Annotated in this window: 20 protein-coding genes; 12 read left to right on the top strand and 8 right to left on the bottom strand. The window is 47.6% G+C overall.

Annotated features, from left to right (window positions below):
* Positions 1–5: 5 nt before the first annotated feature.
* The gene (locus AC0KH7_RS11580) at positions 6–1130 is read right to left on the bottom strand and encodes a DGQHR domain-containing protein (protein ID WP_472373577.1); all 1125 of its coding nucleotides are present in this window, start codon (positions 1128–1130) and stop codon (positions 6–8) included.
* On the bottom strand, positions 1127–1969 hold the full coding sequence (locus tag AC0KH7_RS11575) for a hypothetical protein (protein ID WP_472373575.1): 843 nt from the start codon (positions 1967–1969) through the stop codon (positions 1127–1129). Before AC0KH7_RS11575 ends, AC0KH7_RS11580 begins: the two co-directional genes overlap by 4 nt.
* A gap of 343 nt (positions 1970–2312) precedes the next feature.
* Here AC0KH7_RS11575 and AC0KH7_RS11570 point away from each other — a divergent pair, with 343 nt between their 5' ends.
* A complete protein-coding gene (locus tag AC0KH7_RS11570) occupies positions 2313–2552 on the top strand; it encodes a DUF1949 domain-containing protein (protein WP_472373573.1) in 240 nt (79 codons plus the stop codon).
* Positions 2553–2658: 106 nt separating this feature from the next.
* Entirely contained in the window at positions 2659–3504 is an 846-nt protein-coding gene (locus AC0KH7_RS11565; protein WP_472373571.1) for a CHAD domain-containing protein, read from the top strand.
* Between the two features lie 5 nt (positions 3505–3509).
* Here the strand turns inward: AC0KH7_RS11565 and AC0KH7_RS11560 are convergent, their stop codons facing one another.
* Complete coding sequence (locus AC0KH7_RS11560; RefSeq protein WP_472373569.1) at positions 3510–4619, bottom strand: linear amide C-N hydrolase; 1110 nt, start codon at positions 4617–4619, stop codon at positions 3510–3512.
* Between the two features lie 68 nt (positions 4620–4687).
* Entirely contained in the window at positions 4688–4885 is a 198-nt protein-coding gene (locus tag AC0KH7_RS11555) for a hypothetical protein (RefSeq protein WP_472373567.1), read from the bottom strand.
* A gap of 75 nt (positions 4886–4960) precedes the next feature.
* Here AC0KH7_RS11555 and queF point away from each other — a divergent pair, with 75 nt between their 5' ends.
* The 6 genes from queF to AC0KH7_RS11525 all read left to right on the top strand — a co-directional run bounded on the left by queF (position 4961) and on the right by AC0KH7_RS11525 (position 13134).
* Positions 4961–5809, top strand: coding sequence for an NADPH-dependent 7-cyano-7-deazaguanine reductase QueF (gene queF / locus AC0KH7_RS11550; RefSeq protein WP_472373565.1), 849 nt, complete (start codon positions 4961–4963; stop codon positions 5807–5809).
* A gap of 86 nt (positions 5810–5895) precedes the next feature.
* The gene (locus AC0KH7_RS11545) at positions 5896–8781 is read left to right on the top strand and encodes an EAL domain-containing protein (protein WP_472373563.1); all 2886 of its coding nucleotides are present in this window, start codon (positions 5896–5898) and stop codon (positions 8779–8781) included.
* Positions 8782–8928: 147 nt separating this feature from the next.
* Positions 8929–10428, top strand: a complete 1500-nt coding sequence (locus tag AC0KH7_RS11540; protein ID WP_472373561.1) for a HAMP domain-containing sensor histidine kinase — start codon at positions 8929–8931, stop codon at positions 10426–10428.
* Positions 10425–11033, top strand: coding sequence for a hypothetical protein (locus AC0KH7_RS11535; protein ID WP_472373559.1), 609 nt, complete (start codon positions 10425–10427; stop codon positions 11031–11033). The genes AC0KH7_RS11540 and AC0KH7_RS11535 overlap by 4 nt, the downstream gene beginning before the upstream one ends.
* On the top strand, positions 11023–12390 hold the full coding sequence (locus AC0KH7_RS11530) for a sigma 54-interacting transcriptional regulator (RefSeq protein ID WP_472373557.1): 1368 nt from the start codon (positions 11023–11025) through the stop codon (positions 12388–12390). The genes AC0KH7_RS11535 and AC0KH7_RS11530 overlap by 11 nt, the downstream gene beginning before the upstream one ends.
* 504 nt (positions 12391–12894) lie before the next feature.
* Positions 12895–13134 (top strand): EF-hand domain-containing protein, encoded by a 240-nt coding sequence (locus AC0KH7_RS11525; protein WP_472373555.1) that lies wholly within the window; start codon positions 12895–12897, stop codon positions 13132–13134.
* Positions 13135–13322: 188 nt separating this feature from the next.
* Here AC0KH7_RS11525 and AC0KH7_RS11520 read toward each other — a convergent pair whose 3' ends face one another.
* A complete protein-coding gene (locus AC0KH7_RS11520) occupies positions 13323–14225 on the bottom strand; it encodes a LysR substrate-binding domain-containing protein (RefSeq protein WP_472373553.1) in 903 nt (300 codons plus the stop codon).
* 161 nt (positions 14226–14386) lie between these two features.
* On the opposite strand from AC0KH7_RS11520, the gene metE reads away from it, so the two are divergent.
* The 4 genes from metE to AC0KH7_RS11500 all read left to right on the top strand — a co-directional run bounded on the left by metE (position 14387) and on the right by AC0KH7_RS11500 (position 18311).
* Positions 14387–16762, top strand: coding sequence for a 5-methyltetrahydropteroyltriglutamate--homocysteine S-methyltransferase (gene metE / locus AC0KH7_RS11515; protein ID WP_472373551.1), 2376 nt, complete (start codon positions 14387–14389; stop codon positions 16760–16762).
* 198 nt (positions 16763–16960) lie between these two features.
* Positions 16961–17386, top strand: a complete 426-nt coding sequence (locus tag AC0KH7_RS11510) for a hypothetical protein (RefSeq protein WP_472373550.1) — start codon at positions 16961–16963, stop codon at positions 17384–17386.
* Positions 17387–17438: 52 nt separating this feature from the next.
* On the top strand, positions 17439–17585 hold the full coding sequence (locus AC0KH7_RS11505; protein WP_472373548.1) for a hypothetical protein: 147 nt from the start codon (positions 17439–17441) through the stop codon (positions 17583–17585).
* A gap of 9 nt (positions 17586–17594) precedes the next feature.
* On the top strand, positions 17595–18311 hold the full coding sequence (locus AC0KH7_RS11500) for a hypothetical protein (RefSeq protein WP_472373546.1): 717 nt from the start codon (positions 17595–17597) through the stop codon (positions 18309–18311).
* Between the two features lie 134 nt (positions 18312–18445).
* Here the strand turns inward: AC0KH7_RS11500 and AC0KH7_RS11495 are convergent, their stop codons facing one another.
* The 3 genes from AC0KH7_RS11495 to AC0KH7_RS11485 all read right to left on the bottom strand — a co-directional run bounded on the left by AC0KH7_RS11495 (position 18446) and on the right by AC0KH7_RS11485 (position 20153).
* Positions 18446–19180 carry an AraC family transcriptional regulator gene (locus AC0KH7_RS11495; RefSeq protein WP_472373544.1) on the bottom strand — a complete coding sequence of 245 codons (735 nt, stop codon included), beginning with the start codon at positions 19178–19180 and terminating at the stop codon, positions 18446–18448.
* Between the two features lie 37 nt (positions 19181–19217).
* Entirely contained in the window at positions 19218–19682 is a 465-nt protein-coding gene (locus AC0KH7_RS11490) for a carboxymuconolactone decarboxylase family protein (RefSeq protein ID WP_472373542.1), read from the bottom strand.
* Between the two features lie 231 nt (positions 19683–19913).
* Entirely contained in the window at positions 19914–20153 is a 240-nt protein-coding gene (locus tag AC0KH7_RS11485; protein WP_472373540.1) for a hypothetical protein, read from the bottom strand.
* Positions 20154–20376 lie beyond the last annotated feature (223 nt).

The raw sequence follows: 20376 nt of genomic DNA, 5'->3' as shown, positions 1-20376 counted from the left end.
CTAGATTATGAGTAACCTTCTAATAATGTTTTTAATTCATCCTTGATTTTTCCTTGAATACCTTTCCCTGTTCCTGTTGCTTGCGGTAGTGTCCAATCGTACTCATGAAGTCTTGAAATTAACAGTTTAAATTTATCCGAATTTCCTTTCGTTTGATGATAAACATCGGGAAATAATTTCAAAATGGCTCCAAATCCGTTTGTTTTTAGCAGTTGGCTCTTTCTATACTTAAGGACCATTTCTTCATGCTCTTCTAGCTCTTTATGGGATTTTAAGTCTCTTGGTACGGGCCAATCGTCGGGAAAGGTTTCTTGAAAGGCTCTAAAGTATTTAAATAATTGGTTATAAATTTCTTGGGGTTCGGCCTTTTTTAATGAGGTTCTGTCAATGGCCTCCATTGTGTAGTCAATAAAGAAGGCCTGAGAAATAGAACCATGTCCAATTCCTAGCATTTTTATTTGTCGATAAAGAGGGCCTTCTCTGTCTTGATAAAAACTAGAACAGATACGTTGAAAGCGTTTTATTAGGGTGTTATTTTCATCGGTAGCTGATAGGTCATATATTAATGACTTGCTGACGGATTTTTGTTTTCCATTTATGTCTGCAAAAAGCTTACTAGCCACTGGCCTTGAGACGTTTAGGAAAAGCACTATTGGAATTTCCATTTCTTTTCTAATGCTTGATTCAACTAATGCCAAACCAGCAAGACGGTGCTGACCATCGATTATTGAGAAGTAAAAATTGTCTGGGAATTTAAATGCTCCGGTTTGTTTGTCTTCGTATGATAAGTAATTGTTTTCAAAATCTTGTAATTCTGAAACGTCAGCAGACAAAAGAACATTTGAAGGTAAAAAATTTGTTTCATTTGACTCAATAAAATCCTTAATATTTTTGATTCTATCAATCTGAACACGTCTTTGTATCCCTTCCTCTGTTGAGGATAGTTCAATCCCCGCTTTTTGAAGTTTTTGAATATATTTTTCGTGGTCTTCTATTTCTTTCGAAGTTTTTAATTCTGAATATGGTTCTCTAAAATGGAAATTGAGATGCTTTACTAGAGTGTCTGCATTTAACTTACAGAGGAAAAAAACTTCTCCTCTTTGCTGTAATGTGATGTAAGGAAGGATCATCTTTTATTCTCCGGAGACGTTAATAGATCATCATTGTCAACCATTGTCTCAGATTGTTCTGTTTTTTGTTTTCGATGAGGCTGTAAAAATAAAACTGCTTCTGGTTCTGGAGGGACGTTCAAACTTATTTTATCTTTATTTAACATGGGGAGGACTATATAGTAGATACATAGTTCGATTACTAACATTACTAACAGACTCCCTCCAAAAGCATAAAGTTTATCGTTTGTCGCCATCGTTTTTAGCAATACCAACCCTGCAATAAACATTACAGCCCAGCGCGAAATTTTTTCATTATCAATTTTTGAATTATTTTGAATTAATTCTATTTGTAACATCAAACTAGGATCAACTATATCGCTTTTATCAGGGGTTATTGGAAATGCAAAGACTTTTTGAGCCTTTTTTGTTGAAAAGTTGATTTGGAAGTTTGAGGATAAATCGCGTAATTTTTTGAATATAACATGGGTTAGTTCTTCTGGTGAGCCTTGACCAAAAGCTATGACTTCAAATGTTTCATCTTGTTTTTGTAGTCCAGAAGTTGAATTGTTCAAGGAAAAGAGATAGATGTCGATACCTTCATGTTCGAGGTAAAAGGTGAGATTTTCCTTTGCATTTATAAGACTAACGTTTTTATACTTTTTTTCAATCTCTGACCATTCGGAAGGAATTTTTATTTTATATTCATGTAGGGTTTCGGGCGTTTCTTGATTGTCCTTTATTGCATTGAATATTATTTCCTGAACACTGGCTTTATTATGTTCGTTCTTGCCGAACGAAAACAAACTTTTTTTTTGTTTGTATAGATGTAGCTCAAATTTGATGACTGAATTAAGCACGTTAGCAAGGAACCTATTGATAAATATATTTCAAGTTTAGTTGCATTGGTAAAAATTGCAAATATTGTCATTCTTTTAAGTATCAGGTTTTGAATATTAAACATTTAAATTCTAATATTTAAATCTTTGAAACATCATGTTGAAACTACTTTTGAGAATTGAATTTCATAGACGAAGCTATATCAGTTTACTGTGTGTTTTTTGAGAAAACCATAGACATACAGAACTCTTTGAGTTTTTAACACATTTTTAATGTCTATCAAATTGTCTTTCGTGTGTAAAGCAACATCAAGCTGGAGCCGGCGGTCTGACACGCGCTTATGGCCAAGCCGCACAGGCGGTGATGGAAAGCTTGTCGGTGACGGAGCAGGTGGATGTAACGGTGTGTCGAATTACCTGCGATTTCGCGCAGGAACAACCGGTGCGCCACCAGCTCGGCTTGGTGGACGGTGAGGTGGTGTCGGTGGATTACCACAGCCAGGTCATAATGCAGGTGCAACTGCCCGAGCAAGCCTTGCCCGATTTTCAAGCGGCGATGGATGCGCTGGGCTGTGCGCTTGAATGCGACAACGACGGACGCTGATTTTCTGTTCTGGTGTCCGGGGCGGCACGCCGTCGGGAAAGCTTTCATAATCATGTCATAGACTTAGGTTAAGATAGCGTCATTCGGGTGGCGTTTGGAGTCAAACATGAAAAAATCCGCCGTGGACTGGGCCGAGCCGTTTTTCGGTCAGATGTCCGATGCCGAGCGGCTGGCACAACTGCAACAGGAAATTCTTTCCTTGTTGGAAAACGCCCTTGCGTTGGCGCAATCCAAACACCGTGACGATAAAGAATCGGTGCATGCCCTGCGTGTCTTACTGAAACACCTCCGCGCCTATTGGCAACTGGTCCGATTCGCTGTGCCACGTCTGACCTTTCAAGCCGCCAAAAAACGTATGCGTCTGACCGGCAAACAACTGTCTGCCATGCGCGACCGTGAAGTCCTGATGGATACACTTTTGGATCTGGTCGAGTTAGCGCCCGAATCTGAAAAGCACTGTCTGATGGCGATGCTGAAAGCCTGGATGAACGAACCGCCTCCGCCGCCGATTCCGTGGGATAAAGTGATTCAGGCTTTGAAAAAAGAACGCCAGGCCTGGCGAAAATTGAAATTCGACTTTCAATCCGATGGCCCATTGAAAGAAGGGTTGGCGATGACGTTTACCCGATGTCGGGCGCTTGGAAAACAGGCGTTTAAGCCGGGTCAGCTCGAACAACGCCACGCCTGGCGAAAATGGGTGAAATACGCTTATTATCAATTGAAGCTGTTGCGACAACTTGGGTTGCGGGGTCAGCGCAAGCGCATTCAATGTTTGGACGAACTGGGTGAATTGTTAGGCCGGGAGCATGATTTTATGATGTTGAAACATCGCTTGAAAGAGACATTACCTCAGCCGGAACACTGGGAAACCATTCAACCGGTTTACCAAACCAAAATGGCGGAATTTCAAACACAAAGCGCCGCATTGCAACGGCGCCTTTCTAAACTTTAAGCGCATTACGGCACGGGTAAATATTGAAAGGGTTTGGCCGGTTTGAACTGCTTCGTGACGTCGCCCGAAAAAATCTCCCCTTTCTCGATGGTGAGTTTTTTGGCCGGTTGTCCGGGTGTCAAATCCGCCTGTTTCAAGGAAACCCAGAAAGTGTTCGGGCGATTGGCGGCGTCAAAGTAGTAAACGTGATTTTTCTGATCCGAGACGGTACGCCACAGGGTGGAAGATAAGTTGGGTTGCCCTGGGGTGCTAATGCCGATGGGGACGCTGACGGCTCTTTGAACACTCATCACGCTGGCGACGGCTTGATTCTTAAAGGATTGATTGGGAACGCTTTTAATCAACTTTGAATCGATTTTGCGTGGGATGCCGCTAATGAAGTAATGGGTTCGGGCAAACCGATCGGCCGCGCTGATGGTGCCGGGCAGGAATTTTGTGCCGCCAATTTGTTCCCAGTAAGCGTTGATGGCCAATTGTTGCGAATAGGGCGGAGAGTTGGTCATCACGGTGTAATTTCGGCTGTGGTGAATGGTGAGCTTGCCGTTGAGGTATTCGAAAATGGCGGAATCACCGGTAGCATCCGAAATGGCCAAGTGTAAAGAGGATGGCGAACCGTTCGGTAGTGTCGGGCCTTGCACTTGAAACGTGGCTTTGCGTAAGGCTTTGACCGCTTCAGCCACCGTAGCGAAGTTATCCAAAACATATTGTGTCCAGACGCTGTTGGACATTATCGGGCGTTTATTGTCGGGTTTTCCGTAGTCCGATTCCGCCAGGAAGAGTATGTTGGCGACCAGGCCTTTTTCGTTCATACCATCGGTAGTGGCGGCATGGTAACCGGAGGTAATGACGCTGCCGTATTTGGATGTCCAGGAAAATGAATGTTTTCCAGCGGCACTGTCGCGCTTCATACCGGCCGGGAACAGCCACAAGTTGGAGGACATGTCTTCCATCCAATCCATGTTGCGTCCGGTGACCACCATGTTGTCGTCACCGGTATAGAGCGCTCGGGTACAAGCGTCGGCGGTTAAAGGCAGAGAACTCAACGCCGTTACGATAGCAAAAGGTAACAGCGAAGCGCGTTGCAGAAACGGAAGGCGTTTAGAGGCGTGCGTCATACAAAAATCCTTTTGTTTTAAAGGGTATGGTCGATTATATGCGATTCCTCTCTGACTCGGAAGAAAGGTTAGTTCAGCATCCAGTAAACGGTCAGCACCACGCCGGTGAAATACAGAATTAAGGTCAATTGCAACATGCGCTTGTTGGCGGTGCGGGTGTTGAAGCCGTCAAATGCCGGAAAGCGTCTCAGGAACCGAAACCCCAACCAAAGCGCGGCCAAAACCAAAGCCGTCAGTAGCATGCCATAAATCAACGTTGTTAACACGGGCGAACCTTTCTGTATCTTGATAATCGTTTTCGTATAATACCTAAAATCGTAGCCAATGTTTTTGAGAGATTTATGACAAATCCCCTTTCCCCCAAACCGGGTTCCACGGCGAATCAAAGCCTGTTAGGCCAAGCAACGCCTTATTGCACGCAATACGACCCGAGCATTTTGTTTCCGGTGCCGCGTCAGGAAAAGCGCGATGAACTCGGGCTTCAGCCAGAGGCCTTGCCGTTTTCGGGGCAGGATGTCTGGACCGGATTCGAAATTTCCTGGCTGAATGACAAGGGCAAGCCACAAGTCGGTTGGGCGTTGTTTTTTTTCCCGGCGGAGTCGCCGTATCTGATTGAATCGAAATCCTTCAAGCTGTACCTGAACGCCTTCAACGGCACCCGTTTTTCGTCGGCGGAAGCGGTTAAGCAGCATTGGATTACCGATTTGTCCCAGGCCTGCGGCGCTGACGTCAAAGTGGCGTTGTACGATTTGAACGAGCCGCACACCTTAATCGGCGCGCCGCCCGGCGAGTGCCTGGACGACTTGGATATCGAAGTGAGTGATTATCAGGTGCGCTCGGATTTATTGAAAATCGCTTCGTCTAAACATGTCTCGGAAACGTTGTACAGCCATTTGCTGAAATCTAACTGTTTGGTCACCGGCCAACCGGATTGGGGCAGTATTGTGATTCGTTATGAAGGGGCGGAAATTAATCGTGAAAGCCTGTTGAAATACCTGGTGTCGTTTCGGGAACACAACGAGTTTCACGAGCAGTGCGTTGAACGGGTTTTTGTTGACCTGATGCGTTACTGTCAGCCGGAAAAACTGACCGTTTATGCACGTTATGTTCGCCGGGGCGGGCTCGACATCAACCCTTATCGTTCCAACTTTGAAACCGAGTTCGATTTGCGGCGTCTGGTTCGTCAGTGACAAAGTGGGGGCACCCGTTTCAAAAAGGCTGTTCTTTTCCATTAACTTGGTAGCCTTCCCGAAAGGGTTAGTGTAAAATTTTCGTCATGAAACACCCTAGTAACATTTCTCTGTTTGCAATGCCGCCAGAATCTTTGACTGTTTCGCATTTTATGCACCACGGGTTGGAAACCTGTTCGCCGAATATGAGCATTAAATCGGTGATCGGTATCTTGAGCCAGAAAAACATCGGCTCCATTCTGGTGGAAGAGAATGGCGAAATCGAAGGCATTTGGACGCGTACCGACCTATTGCGTCTCGACGTCTCCAAACCGGAAGTGTTACAAGCCCCGATTGCGATGGTGATGAACACCCCTGTCTGGCGCATTCATCAGGACGAACTGGTGTCGTCCGCTACTTACCTATTTCATAAAAAACACATCCATCATTTATTAGTGGTGGATTGCGACGAACGCCCGGTTGGGGTCTTGGCGCAATCCGATCTCGTCAACGCCAAAGCCAGTGAGCATTTTCTGGAAGGCATCGCCATCAGTGAATTGTTGAATGGGCATTTGCATTACGTCGATGCACAAACCGGCCTCAACGACGTGCTGGCGATGATGGCGGAAAAAGACGTGGACGCGCTGGTGGTGCAAAACGGTGACGAACTCGGGATTGTCTCGATGCGAGACTTGTTGAAGTGCTTCGCATTGCTGGAAAACTACGATGACCTGGTGGTTAAGGACATTGCTTCCTGGCCATTGATTAGCGTATCCCATAATCAAAGCTTGTCTTATGTGCGCCACTTTATGATGGAACGCAAATTCCATCATATTGGTGTCACGGATGAAAATGGGGCTTTGCTGGACTTAATCAGTTTCTCCGAACTATTACACCGCATCGAAGAAAACTTCCATTACCAGACCAGTATCAGCATCAAAGAGAAAGAACAGCGGGTATTGGAAGCGGAAACCCTGTACCGTGACTTATTGAGCATGTCGATGCACGGGGTGTTAATTTATCAGGGCGATCGCATCGCTTATGCCAATCATGAAGTCTATAACCTGTTGGGCTATCAGGAATGCGATTTGATGGAAAAATCGTTGTTGGATCTGGTGCCGGAGACAAAACGGGAAGCCTTCTCTCAGCGTCTGCGAGAAATGGAGCATCACCATCCGGCTTATATTGAGCAGGATTTGTTGTGCCAGGATGGTCGCCGGGTGGCGGTGGAGCTGTCGCACAAACCGATAACCTATCACGCCGAACCGGCGCATTTGGTGGTGATGAACGACTTGAGTTTCCGCCATGAAACCGAGCGTTTCCAAATGCTGACTCGTTCGGTGTTCGACAATGCCGGAGAAGGCATTTTGGTTACCGATGCCGACAACCGTTTTGTACTGGTTAACCGCAAGTTTGAAGAAATCACCGGTTACGATTTTGAGGATGTCGCCGGTCAAGACCCGTCCATGCTCAGTTCGGGCCAGCAAGCGAAAGATTTTTATCGTGACATGTGGGCGTCGTTAAAAGCCACCGGTACTTGGCAGGGCGAAATCTGGAACCGTAAAAAAGACGGTACCATCTATCCTGAATGGCTCACCATCAACGCCGTCAAAAATAAAGCCGGCGAGGTGCTGCATTACGTTGGTTTAATGAATGACTTGAGCCAACAAAAAGCCACCGAACAGGAGATCAACCGTTTGTCGTTTTACGACATTCTCACTGGCTTGCCGAATGTATCGCTGTTCAAAAACCGATTACAACAATCCATCAAAAAATCTTCGCGCGAATCACAAAAAGTAGCGTTGCTGATTGTGGACATCGCCCGTTTCAAAATGTTCAACGACGCTGTGGGCTACGAATACGGCGACCAATTGCTGAAAGCGGTGGCGCAACGTTTGAATCAACTGCTGGATTCGGAAGATTCCGTGGCGCGTTTGGGGGCGGACAACTTCCTGATTCTGATGGAAGATATCCAAAACAAAAATGAAACCGTTGAATTTGCCGAGCAATTGATCGAGGCGTTTTTGGAGCCATTCAGTGTTGACGGGCAAGACCACGTGTTGGATGTCAAAATCGGCATTGCCTTGTCTTCGCTGGACGGTGACGAAGCCTTGGATTTGATGAAATCCGCCGACGAGGCGCTGTTTGAAGCCAAGAAACTGCCGCACAGTGGTTACGCTTTCCATTCCTCGGAGTTGACCACCACCACCTCGGAATATTTCTTTTACGAAAAAGCGTTGCGTCAAGGCATTGAAAATAAAGAACTGGTGACCTATTTCCAGCCGCAAATCTGTTTGAAGGAAAATCGCGTGGTGGGGGCGGAAGCCTTGGTGCGCTGGCTGCACCCGGAAATGGGCGTGGTGCCGCCGAATAAGTTTATCGGCATCAGCGAATCCACGGGGCTGATTATTCCGTTGGGGCGGGATGTGTTGGCTCAAGCCTGTCGTCATTGGCTGGCCTGGCAAAAACAGGGGTTCGAGCTGGAGCGTATTTCGGTGAACGTGTCCACCATTCAACTCATGCATCAGGATTTTGTCGCCACGGTCGCGGAAGTGTTGGCGGAAACCGGCATCAACCCTGCGGTGCTGGAGTTGGAAGTGACCGAAAGTTTCCTGTTGCAGAACGAGCAACAAGGGATTGAAGTTCTGTACGCCCTGAAAGATCTGGGCGTGGCCTTGTCGATGGACGACTTCGGCACCGGCTTCTCCTCCTTGTCCTATTTGAAGAAACTGCCGCTGGACCAGTTGAAAATCGACCAGTCTTTCGTGCAGTCGCTGCCCGACGATGCCGAAGACCTGGCGATTGTTGAAGCCATTATCGCCGTGGGCAAGGCCGTCGGGGTGGAAGTCATCGCCGAAGGCGTCGAAACCGAGTTGCAGGCCCAGTTCCTGCGCGACAAAGGCTGTCTTCTGGCGCAAGGCTTTGGGTTCAGTCGGCCGCTGCCGCCGGAAGAATTCCTCGGTTGGTGCCGTTCCTTTAACCAGACGAATTGATTTCCGTCGAATCGCTGTTACTCCAAAATATTCCGATTTTTCCCGGCCGTCGTTTTACAATGATGTTTTTAATTTTTTCGATGGTGACTCTTCGAATGATTTTTTCCCAACCGCAAACGAAGCCGTTATTGGCTGGCCAGGAACCGCGTGTTTAACCAGGCCTGGTCAAATGTTCGCCAAAACCTGACCGCCAAACTGAAACCGGTTTGGGCGGGTTCCCTGTATCAGTGGATGCTCGGCAGTTTCGTGGTGGTGAGTTTGCCATTGATGTTTGCCATTGTGTATGCGCTGGTGTCGATGGACAGTTATTCCAAACAGGCGCACAAAACCGTGTTTCAAACCGTGATGGTCACGGAAAACAGCCGTTTGATTCTGGAACGTCTGGTGTCGATGGAACGCAGTATTCGTCAATATCAGGTGTTGAAAGAAACCTCTTTGCTGGACGCGTTTTTGACCCATCACCAAAAATTCATCAGTCTGGTGGATGCTTCCAAGCCTTACGACATTGATTCCGATTTGGCGAAAAAGCTGAACCAGTTGAAACAGTTGGAAATGGAATTGTTCGAGTCGGTGTATCATCGAGCGTTTCAGGAGCAGAAACCGGTTTTGGCGGAAGACGTCGGTCAGTTTGAAATATTGACCAATCAGGCCAAGCAAATCATCGAAATGGGGTCGCGCCAGCAATCGCTGGAAGTGCAAGCCCTGTCGGAGTATGAAGGGTTGGTGCGTGAGCGAGTGTTTTACATTGTGCTGGCCAGTGCTTTGTTGGCTTTTTTGCTCAGTGTGGTGTTCGTGCATTTTATTACCAAGCCGATTCGTAAAACCGGTTCGGTGATTCGCCGTTTGGCGAAAGACGACTTTGAAACGCCCATCGATATTTCCGCCGGGCCGCGCGATGTGCGCGAGTTGGGGCGAAATCTTGAAGGGTTGCGGCAGGAATTGAAGCACCTCGAAAACGAAAAACAACAGTTCATCCGTAACATTTCCCATGAGCTGAAAACGCCGCTGGCCACACTGAAAGAAGGCACCGACTTGCTCTCGGAGGAATTAATCGGTTCTCTGACGCAGGAGCAGAAAGAAGTGGTGCAACTGATGCAGGTGGGCAACTTCAATATCATGAACCTGGTCGCCAACTTATTGGAATATCAGAAAGCGGTGTCGATTCAATCGCGGCTTGATTTGGGTGAGGTGGATGTGTCCAAACTGGTGGCGCAATTGGTGGCCGATTACCAATTGTTGGCCCAAAATAAAAGCGTGGTGTTGGATGTGGCGGTGCCACGGTTTAAAATTGTCGCGGACGCGGCCAAACTGAAGATGATTTTGAGTAATTTTCTGTCCAATGCGATTAAGTTTTCCAATTCGGGCGATCACATCGGCGTGTCGGTCACGCGTACGGCAACCGGTTTGCGTTTTATGGTGGAAGACCAAGGACCTGGCATTCCGGAAGAATTACATCAAGCCGTTTTCGAAGACTTTTTCCAAGGCGACGTTCAGCCCGGCTCGACCATGAAAGGTACCGGGCTCGGATTAGCCATTGTCGGTTATTATGTGGAAAAGCACGGCGGCGAAATTCAGCTGTTGCCGCCGAACGAACATTATTCTGGAGCGCGTATTGCTTTGGATTTACCTGTGGAGCCAGTGAAATGAAATTCATCGCCATGATCGGATTGGGCTTGACCTTGTCTCTGTTGACGGGGTGCAGTGCTTTTTCCCCCAAGCACTCCGGGCCGTCGGATAAAATGCAGTTTCCGCTGGCGTTTCCCGAAGACAAAGATCAGGTCAGTGAATCCCTGTTTTGCAGCCTGACCGATAAAGAAGCGGTGCGGCTGCTGAAACAAGGCGCCTATTATTGCAATCTGCAAGGTGAACATCGTCAGCGGGTATGTCACAGCCTGGCGCAGCAATACCGTGAAAAACAGGTCTGGCAGGCCGGGTGGCTTTTGGCGTACAGCTTTTCCGACGAGAAAAGTTGTATTACCCACAAGGAACGTTTGGCCATTTTGCACGACTTGAACCAACGGTCGGCTCAAAATCAGAACCGGTTACTGGAATGGCTGAACGACAGTCAGGCGCAGACACTGGAAGTCATCGACACGCTGAAAGCCGACCAGAACACCTTAGAAAAAAAGAGAGAAGCTCAACATCATGAGCTTGAGGAACTGCGGAAGGAAAACGCTGTGCTGAAATCGCAGATTCAGGCACTGAAATCAATCGAAAAAACCTTAAATAAAAGGATAAACGATGAGCGTTGACTCGGAAGCAACGCCCGATTTTAACGGGCAACGATTATTATTGGTGGACGACGATGCCAGCTTGCTGACGCTGCTGTCCATCCGCTTGCGGTCTTTGGGGCTGGAAGTGGAAACCGTCGGCAGTGGGGTCGAGGCCTTGGCCAAATTGCCTACCTTTAACCCGCACCTGGTACTCACCGATTTGCGGATGGCCGAAATGGATGGTCTGGCGCTGTACGAACAGATTCACCAACATTATCCCACGCTGCCGGTCATCATCATGACCGCGCACGGCACCATTCAGGAAGCGGTGGACGCCACCAGCCGCGGGGTGTTCGGGTTCATCACCAAACCGATTGACCACGTTGAGCTGAATGAAAAAATCCGTCAGGCCTTGAACATTCATACCCCGGTCGGCTCCGGTGAGGAACAAGCCAAATGGCGCAAGAACATTATCGGCCAAAGCCACGTTATTGAAGCGCTGTTGCAGGATTTGTATCACGTCGCCCAAAGTGACATCAGCGTGTACATTCAGGGTGAAAGCGGTACCGGGAAGGAGTTGATTGCTCAGGCCATCCACGCCGCCAGCCCGCGGCGCAACAAACCGTTTATCGCGGTCAACTGTAGCGCCATCCCGGAAGACTTGCTGGAATCGGAGTTGTTCGGCCATAAGCGAGGGGCGTTTTCCGGTGCCATTGAAAACCGCAAAGGGTTGTTCGAGCTGGCGCACGGCGGCGTTCTGTTTCTGGATGAAATCGGCGATATGTCCCCGGCGTTTCAGGTCAAGCTGTTGCGTGCCTTGCAGGAAGGCGAAATCCGTCCGGTGGGTGAAAGCAAAACCGTTTCCATTGATGTGCGGGTGGTGTCGGCCAGTCATAAAGATTTGAAACAACTGGTGGACGAAAAGCAATTCCGGCTGGATTTGTATTACCGTCTGAACATCGTCACCTTACGTTTACCGAGTTTGACCGACCGGCCGGAAGACATTCCGTTGTTGGCAAACCACTTCATCGCGCAACAGAAGACCAAAGCCAAAAAGTTATCCAACGAAGCGATGGAAATGCTGTTGGGGTACGATTGGCCGGGGAATATTCGCGAACTGAAAAACGTCATCGAACAGGCCTGCACTTTTGCCACCGCGCCGTTGATTCCCGGCAGCCTGATTGAAAAGGCCCTGCAACAGAAAAACCTGTCGATGATGTCATTCAATGAAGCCAAACAGAACTTCGAGCGGGATTACCTCATTCGCTTGCTGAAACTGGTGAACGGCAATGTCACGCATGCGGCGCGAATTGCGCAACGTAATCGCACCGAGTTTTATCGTTTGTTGGAACGCCACCAGTTGAAACCGGCGGAATTTAAGAAAAAATCGTCTTAACGTTCTTTCTGTCGTCGTCCGGCGACAGAGTTGAAATTCCTATAAAATCAATTGTTTATCGTCTGTTTGTTTCGATTTAAGGCCATACTGAAAAATAGGTGTCGCTTAATGGCAACATTTTTTAAACCCCGTCGATGAAAGGGTTGGTTTTTATCTAAATAAATTTTCCTTAAGATGTCAGCCACTTAGCGATTCCTGGCTCGGTTTTTCTATGAATGTTTGCAAACCCTTCGTATTTTTCAGAAGTTTTTTCGTTTTATAAACCGATAAGTGTCGGGCTATGCATACAAAAAAAACGCCTTTTTTGGCCGATTTGAAGCCTCGCTTCTCAAAAAATGGTTTTTGGTTAAAAAATAGCTTTTATATCAATAGGTTATTTCATTTTTAAAAGTTGGCACAGCCGGTGCTATATAGACCTCGAAAGCAATCATCATGCGGTCGAATAGGGGGAGTTCATTCGGTCGCCTTTTGATTGTTTCACTTAATTTTAAAAGGAGTAATCACATGAAAAAAATCAGACTAATCACAGCATTTTTGGCTTCCATCGGTATGGCAGGCGTTGCAATGGGTGAATCGCAAGTGGATCAACTTTGGTCGGATTTGAATGCCGATAAAAACGACGCACTCAGTGCCGATGAAGCAAAAGGGTCTGACAAAGTGCAAGCCCAATGGAGCTTGTTGGATGTCGATCAAGACGGCCAATTGAGCTACAAAGAGTTTTCAATGATCGATTTAACCAAGTAATCGATTCATTCTTATCTCCTAAGTTTTAATTTTTGGGGCTTCGATTTGAAGCCTCTTGTAAGAAGTTCCTTCTAGTTAGTTCCTCAGGGTTTGAGGGCCGTCCAGGCCCTCCTTTTTATTCCCCGCCTCCAAATCAATTTTGAATTATCCGTTTCCTGAAAATGGCCAGGCCTGGTGAATTTCGTGATTCAGGTGTTTTGCATTTCCTGTTTGATTTTGTCGATAAACGCGCTGATGTACGCTTTGTTTTCCGCGTCTTCATGAATGGCAGCGTAAAGTTTGGACCATAAACCTTGCGTGCCGAGTCGAAGGGTGGGTAAATGCTGAAATTCCGGCAAGGTCGCCAGCAACCATTTCGGTAACACACACACGCCTTTGCGGCTTTCTACCAATTGCAGCATCATCAACGTCATTTCCGATAAACGCTCGTTCGGGGAAATGTTCTCCGGCATCAGAAAATGTTTGAACACATCCAGTTTTTCTTTCGGCACCGGGTAATGAATCAGGGTTTCGTGTTTCAAATCCTGCGGCGTCAGCCAATCGGCTTCCGCTAATGGATGCCCGGCGGCCGTCACCAAAACGGATTCGTAACTGAACAATTCCTTGTAAGTCACGCCGCTCAGTTCCACCGGGTCGGAGGTGATGACCAAATCCAGCTTCTGGCGTTGTAGGTTGGATAAGGCCTGGTTATTGACCGCGCCGGACAAGCTGTTGACCACGTCCATGTCCACACCTTGCCAGGCCTGTTGATAAGTGCGCATGACCGGCAGCAGCCATTCAAAACAGGTGTGGCACTCCACACCGATGAACAAACGGCCCTGCTCGCCCGACTCGAAACTTTTCAGCGCCATTTCGGTCTGTTCCAGCTTGGGCACAATTTCCTGAGCGGTTTTCAGCAGCATCTTGCCGGCGGGGGTGAAGCGAATCGGCGAGCTTTTGCGTTCGAATAACTTCAAACCGAGACCGTGTTCCAATTGTTTGATTTGATGTGATAGCGCCGATTGCGTCATGCACAAGGTCTGGGCGGCGAGGCTGACGCTGTTGTGTTGCTGTAGCGCCAGCAGGGTTTTGAGGTGGCGAATGTCAATCATTATTAATATTTCTCATATATCTTTGAATATTATTCGTTTGTGTTCATGTTTTGAGGATTCTATCATTGTTTTTGTACAAATAGAAATCAAAGGGCACCTTGAACAACCCGCAGAATCTCACTGGGGGTTGTTCGAGGTGCCCCAATTCAAAGGAAACAATTATGACACTCCATAACTTAGGCTACCCGCGCATCGGCGATAAACGGGAATTGAAATTCGCATTGGAAACTTACTGGAAAGGCGAGCAAAGCGAGGCCGAATTGGCCGCCGTGGCAAAAGACATTCGTCGTCGTAACTGGCAAACCCAGTTGGACGCGGGCGTGGAATTGTTGCCCGCCAACGACTTTGCCTATTACGACCAGTTTTTGAACATGAGCACCTTGCTGGGCGTGATTCCGAAACGCTTCCGGCAAGAACCGTATGATTTGGAGGTGGCGTTTCGCATGGCGCGTGGCCGAGCGCCGTCCGACGATGCGGCTGCCTGTTGCGTCGGGCATGTGGGGCACGAACAGTCGGAACCGGTTTCTAAAACCACGTCCAAAGCGGATTACGCCGGGGCGATGAAAAAATGGTTCGACACCAATTACCATTATATTGTGCCGGAATTGGAGGACGATACCGCCTTTGCCCTGACCGACACGCGTTTGTTTGACGAAGTGGCCGAGGCCATTGAAGTGGCAGGCCTGGCGAAAAACGTCAAACCCGTATTGGTCGGCCCGGTCACTTATTTGTATCTGGCGGAAAACAAAGGTACGGCGATTCCGAAGCTGAGCCGCTTGCCGGAGTTGCTGGCGGTGTATGGCGAAATCTTGCAACGTCTGGCCGACCAAGGCATTGAATGGGTGCAAATCGACGAACCGATTCTGGTGCTGGAACTGGCCGACGAATGGCAACAAGCGTTCCAACAAGCTTATGACGCTTTGAGTCAGTCGTCGAGTCAAGCGCCGCTTAAATTGCTGTTGGCCACCTACTTTGAAACGCTGGGCGATAACCTGTTGTTGGCGTGCGACTTGCCGGTGGCTGGGTTGCATTACGACGGCTTACGCGGCGCGAAACAATTGAACGATGTCGTCGCGCAATACCCAGCCGATAAAGTGCTGTCCATCGGTTTGGTCGACGGGCGCAATATCTGGAAAACCGATGTCACCGATGCGATTGCACAGCTTCAGGACGCCAAAGCTAAATTTGGCGATAACCTGTGGGTAGCACCAAGCTGTTCGTTACTGCATGTGCCGGTCAATCTGGAGGTGGAAGAAACGCTTAATCCGGAACTGAAAAACTACCTCGCCTTCGCCAAACAAAAACTGGCGGAAATCAAACTGCTGGCGGATGCTTTAAACGGCCAGGTCGATGAAAAAGCGTTGGCCGCGAACGCTCAAGCCATTGCCGACAAGCAACAGTCCAAACTGATTCACAATGCCGACGTGCAAGCGCGAATCGCCAAGTTGGATCAAGTTGCTTTGGATCGCGCCGCGCCTTATGCCGAGCGTGCCGCCGTTCAGAAGCCCAAGTTCGATTTGCCGTTGTTCCCGACCACGACCATCGGCTCCTTCCCGCAAACGCAGACCATTCGTCAGACCCGTCTGAAATTCAAAAAAGGCGAGATGTCCGAAGCGCAATACATCGACGCCATGCAGGCAGAAATCCGCGATGTGTGTGAACGTCAGGAACGCATCGGCATTGACGTTTTCGTGCATGGTGAGCCGGAGCGTAACGACATGGTGGAATATTTCGGTGAGCAGTTGGACGGTTTCGCCTTTACTCAATTCGGCTGGGTGCAGTCTTACGGGTCGCGTTGTGTGAAACCGCCGATTATTTTCGGAGACGTTTCGCGCCCGAAACCGATGACGGTTTTCTGGTCGCAATACGCGCAAAGTCAAACCGACAAAACCATGAAAGGCATGCTCACCGGCGCTGTCACCGTGTTGCAATGGTCGTTCGTGCGTAACGATCAAACCCGCGAAGCCACCTGTAATCAGATTGCCTTGGCCTTACGTGACGAAGTGCTGGATTTGGAAAACGCCGGCATTCACATGATTCAAATCGACGAAGCCGCACTGCGTGAAGGCTTGCCGTTGAAAAAATCGGATTGGGCGGCGTATTTGCGTTGGGCGGTGAACAGCTTCCGCATGACGACTTCCGGCGTGCAGAACGACACCCAGATTCACACCCACATGTGTTATTCCGAGTTCAATGACATTATCGAAGCGGTGGCGAAAATGGATGCCGATGTCATCACCATCGAAACTTCAAAGTCGCAGATGAAACTGTTGGATGCCTTTGTGGATTTCCAATACCCGAACGAAATCGGGCCGGGGGTGTACGACATCCATTCACCCAACATTCCAACCGTGGAGCAGATGGTGGATTTAATTCAGAAGGCGGCGGAAAACATTCCGGCAGAACGCCTGTGGGTGAACCCCGACTGCGGTTTGAAAACAAGGGGCTGGCAAGAGACCGAACCGGCACTGACGAATATGGTCGAGGCTGCGAAAGTGTTACGGAAACAGTTTGAAATGCAGATTAAAAGTGCTTAATTGGCTTTTAATTAACCTTTCTTAAATCAAGAAAAAACCACCAGGCCTGGTGGTTTTGTCATTTTTGGAGCAAGAAGATTAATAAAAATAACTAGAAAATCTTACCTTTAAAGATATTTTTATTAATTCTTGACAGGCATGTTTTAAACGCAATAGTATTAAAAATGATAATTGTTAATGCTTATAAGTTGAGGGATTATGTCTAATACTATTGAGTCAATACCTGTAAAAATTGTTAATAAAACAAACCAGTCATATGATGTTATGAAGAGGGGGGAGTTTTTAAGAAATTCTTTTTATTCTATAGCGTCTTTGTCATTGATTGGATCAGCAGTCTCTTCAAAAGAAGCCCAAGCTAACCTTGTTGTCGCTACATTTTTAATTGAGCTTGCTACATTTGGAATGGTGCTATGGGATAAATTCTCGGAACAAGGTGAAGATTTTGAGGGGGGCCCCGAGTTTCACTATAACCAATATGAAATTATTTGCATCGGGTGTGGCGATTGTTGGCCGGAGCTTGCTATACAGCCGATGCACAATGAGAGAGGGGGAGAGGAAGTGTATAGGGCTATGCAAGCATGTCCAGTGGCAGATATGCCTGATATCGATGTTCCCCTTAATTGATGACCCTAGAATCGTAACAGAAGTTAATTTTTGTTTTAGTTAAGGAGAAAATATGGTAGATATTTTAACGCATATAGTGATTTTTTTATTGATTTTGAATGTTTTTATAATGAATCGAAAACTAAAAAAAATAGAAGATAAGCTAGAAAATGTAACTAAAAATTTGGTTAAAACAAATGCAACTCAAGATGTTTATTAGAAATTAGCCATGAAGCGTATTGTATTTTTAGTATTTCTAAGTATGGCATTGCTTCTATTGATTATCTATGCCAGAGATTTTTTTGCATGTGGTGGTAAAGCCGAAAATATTGAAATGTCCTTTCATGGACCAAAATATAATTTGAACACGGAAAGTTTTAATAAAACTAGCTCAAAGTTAAATAGTGAAGTCCAAAGCTCTAGGAGCCTAGAACCTTCCATTCCGTTATTTTCTAGGGAGGAGGTAAGGGCGACTAAAGGACAGGTTATTAAAATGATTGCCGATCGCCCATTGGAAGAGTTAATTCCTCTACTAGAAATAGAGTCTAATGGAAAAGTCATCTATCCTTATATGCGTACGGCAGCCATGAAAGGGCGTTTGGAGTTGCTTGAATATATGTTGGGGCGAACTCCTATAACCGAGCAGAGAAAATTAGATGATTTATTAAAATATAGTGCTAATTCAGGCAATATTGATGTGGTGCGTTATTTATTATCATTTGGTGCTACGGAGAAGGTGCCGCCTAAAGAAAGCCCAGAATGGCTTAAATCCAGCATCATTGAACGCTCAATACGGCATGCAAGAAATCAAGATTTTACTGAAGCCTTACTGCAAATGGGGTTTTCCATTGATAAAAGTACAGTAGAGCACATGAAACAGCAGAAGTGGTTAAACCCGAAGTCTCGAAAAATTATCGAGGGTTTAGAACAAAAAGGCTTATTGTAGATTAAGGTTAAGCATTTTTTATTTTGTCCATACATAAGCATGCCGAGTTACTATTTAGGTAACTTCACTTGTATTGGTTTCAGACCTGGTTAATGTTCAAGCTAGCTTAATATTTTCCTTCTCTTTTTTTCGATCTAGTGTATTTCCTTCCGATACTTCTGCGGCGTGATTCGGGCAATCTGTTTGAATTCGCGAGTCATGTGGGCTTGGTCGGCGAAGCCGTGCATTAGGGCGAGCTCGGCGAGGTCGATGTCGGGGTTTTGTTTTAAAGTTTTTTGGGTGCTTTGAATGCGTTTGATGCGTTGGAATTGTTTGGGCGTCATGCCGAGCAGCTGGCGGAATTGCCGTTCGATTTGGCGTTGCCCGATGGGTAAGTCGGCCGGGCTTTCGGATTGGCGCATCCAGTTCAATACCGGCCGCCAGGCCGGGGCGATTTTGTCGGAAAAGGGTAGGTCTTTGTCGAGCCATTGATACAGGCGGATAAGCCGGGAAAAATGGCTGGGCGAGTCGGTCATGCGGCGGGTGAGTTGGTGTAAATTGGCGGGCAGTTCCGAGTCTTGCAAGGCGAAAGGTTGTTCGTAATGTTCATTGAAGACGCCGAAGCTGATGCCCGGATGAAAACGGATGCCGGTCAGTTGTGTGCCGGGCGGCCAGGTCATGGAGTGGGCGTGTTTTTCGACGGGCAGTAAGATGACTTTTTCCGAGTAGAAGTGGTCGTCTAGATAGACCGCTTCGGTGAGGTTGAACAAAATGCCGCTGCAGGCGTCCACCTGCAACCATTTTGTCAGGTCTGAAGGGTTGGTTTTGGAAACCGTCAGCGACCAGATGGCTTGCACATAAGGCGACAGCTTTCCCTGTGGTTTGAACAACCTCAGGGAAAAGGTGCCGTCCTGCAAATGGTGAAGGTTATTTTCGCGGTTGATAGCGTCCCACCTCGGGTTTGAAGACTTTCACAATGCGATTCCAACTGTTGATGGCGTTGATCGCTAGGGTCAAATCTACCAGACTTTGTGGCCCGAAACCATCCAAGGCGTGTTGGTAGGCCTCCTCGTCAATTGGCTGGCCCGAAGTCACTCGTTCCGCCCAGCCCAAAGCGGCGCGTTCGGCGTCGGAATACATCGGCATATCCCGCCAGGCACTGAGACCGTAAATGCGTTCTGCGGTTTCGCCCATCGAGAGGGCGTCTTTGCTGTGCATGTCGATGCAGAACGCGCATTGGTTGATTTGTGAAACGCGCAGTTTCACCAATTCCCAGGTGCGGACCGGCACGGTGTCGCTTTGTTGGAATTGGTGGCGCAGGTAGTTTTCCTGCTGGTGCAGGATTTTAATGGCTTCCGGCGAAATGGCGGCGTAATCGATTCGTTTTGTCATGTTGACCTCCTGTGGTTGTGTCAGGAGTCATGTTAGAAAAAGGCGCGGCAAAAGGATTGAAGAAAATCGACATTCCACCGGTTTGGTCTCTTTTTGAGATTTGATAGCGTGTGATTTGGCTGGTTATTTGATTGGTTATTTGATTGGTTATTGACTGATTATTGGGCGGGAAAGAAAAGCAAGCAGGGGTTTACAAAAGCGGCGCAACTTGCACCGCCGCTTCATAAGGCGTTATTCGCCTTTTTCCGATTTGGAAGCCCCTTCGTCGAGTTCCGGGTGTTTTTTCATGACCTTTTTGAGCGATTGTTGATACGCATTCAGTGACTGGGCCAAGGCCGGGTTTTCTTTGGCATAGCTTTGCATGGATGCGGTGTAGGGGTCTTTGTCGGACCCTTTGGCGGCCATGGCGCCGGTGCTGATAAAGGCGGTTCCGGCCAGAGCGGCCAGCATCAGTGTGATGGGTTTTTTCATCGTAAACTCCTTGTTATTGTTGGAACCTCTGACTGAATCAGTTTAGATTCTGGCAACGCCAATTTTTCGTCTTTAAGGCATCGTTTTGAAGCGCCATCTAGATACCACGAGAAATGATAACGCAGAAGTCGGAAAATTGGCGTTGCCCCTCCGGGCGGGGGTTAAAGCCCACCTCTTCGTTGTTGTGACTCTTGACCTTAGAATGGCTAAGGTCGGCGAGCCA

This window comes from Hydrogenovibrio sp. (genome assembly GCF_965140365.1).
GTDB lineage: Bacteria > Pseudomonadota > Gammaproteobacteria > Thiomicrospirales > Thiomicrospiraceae > Hydrogenovibrio.
The sequence above is the reverse complement of the archived record's forward strand: the minus strand, read 5'-3'. Positions and strand labels throughout refer to the sequence as shown.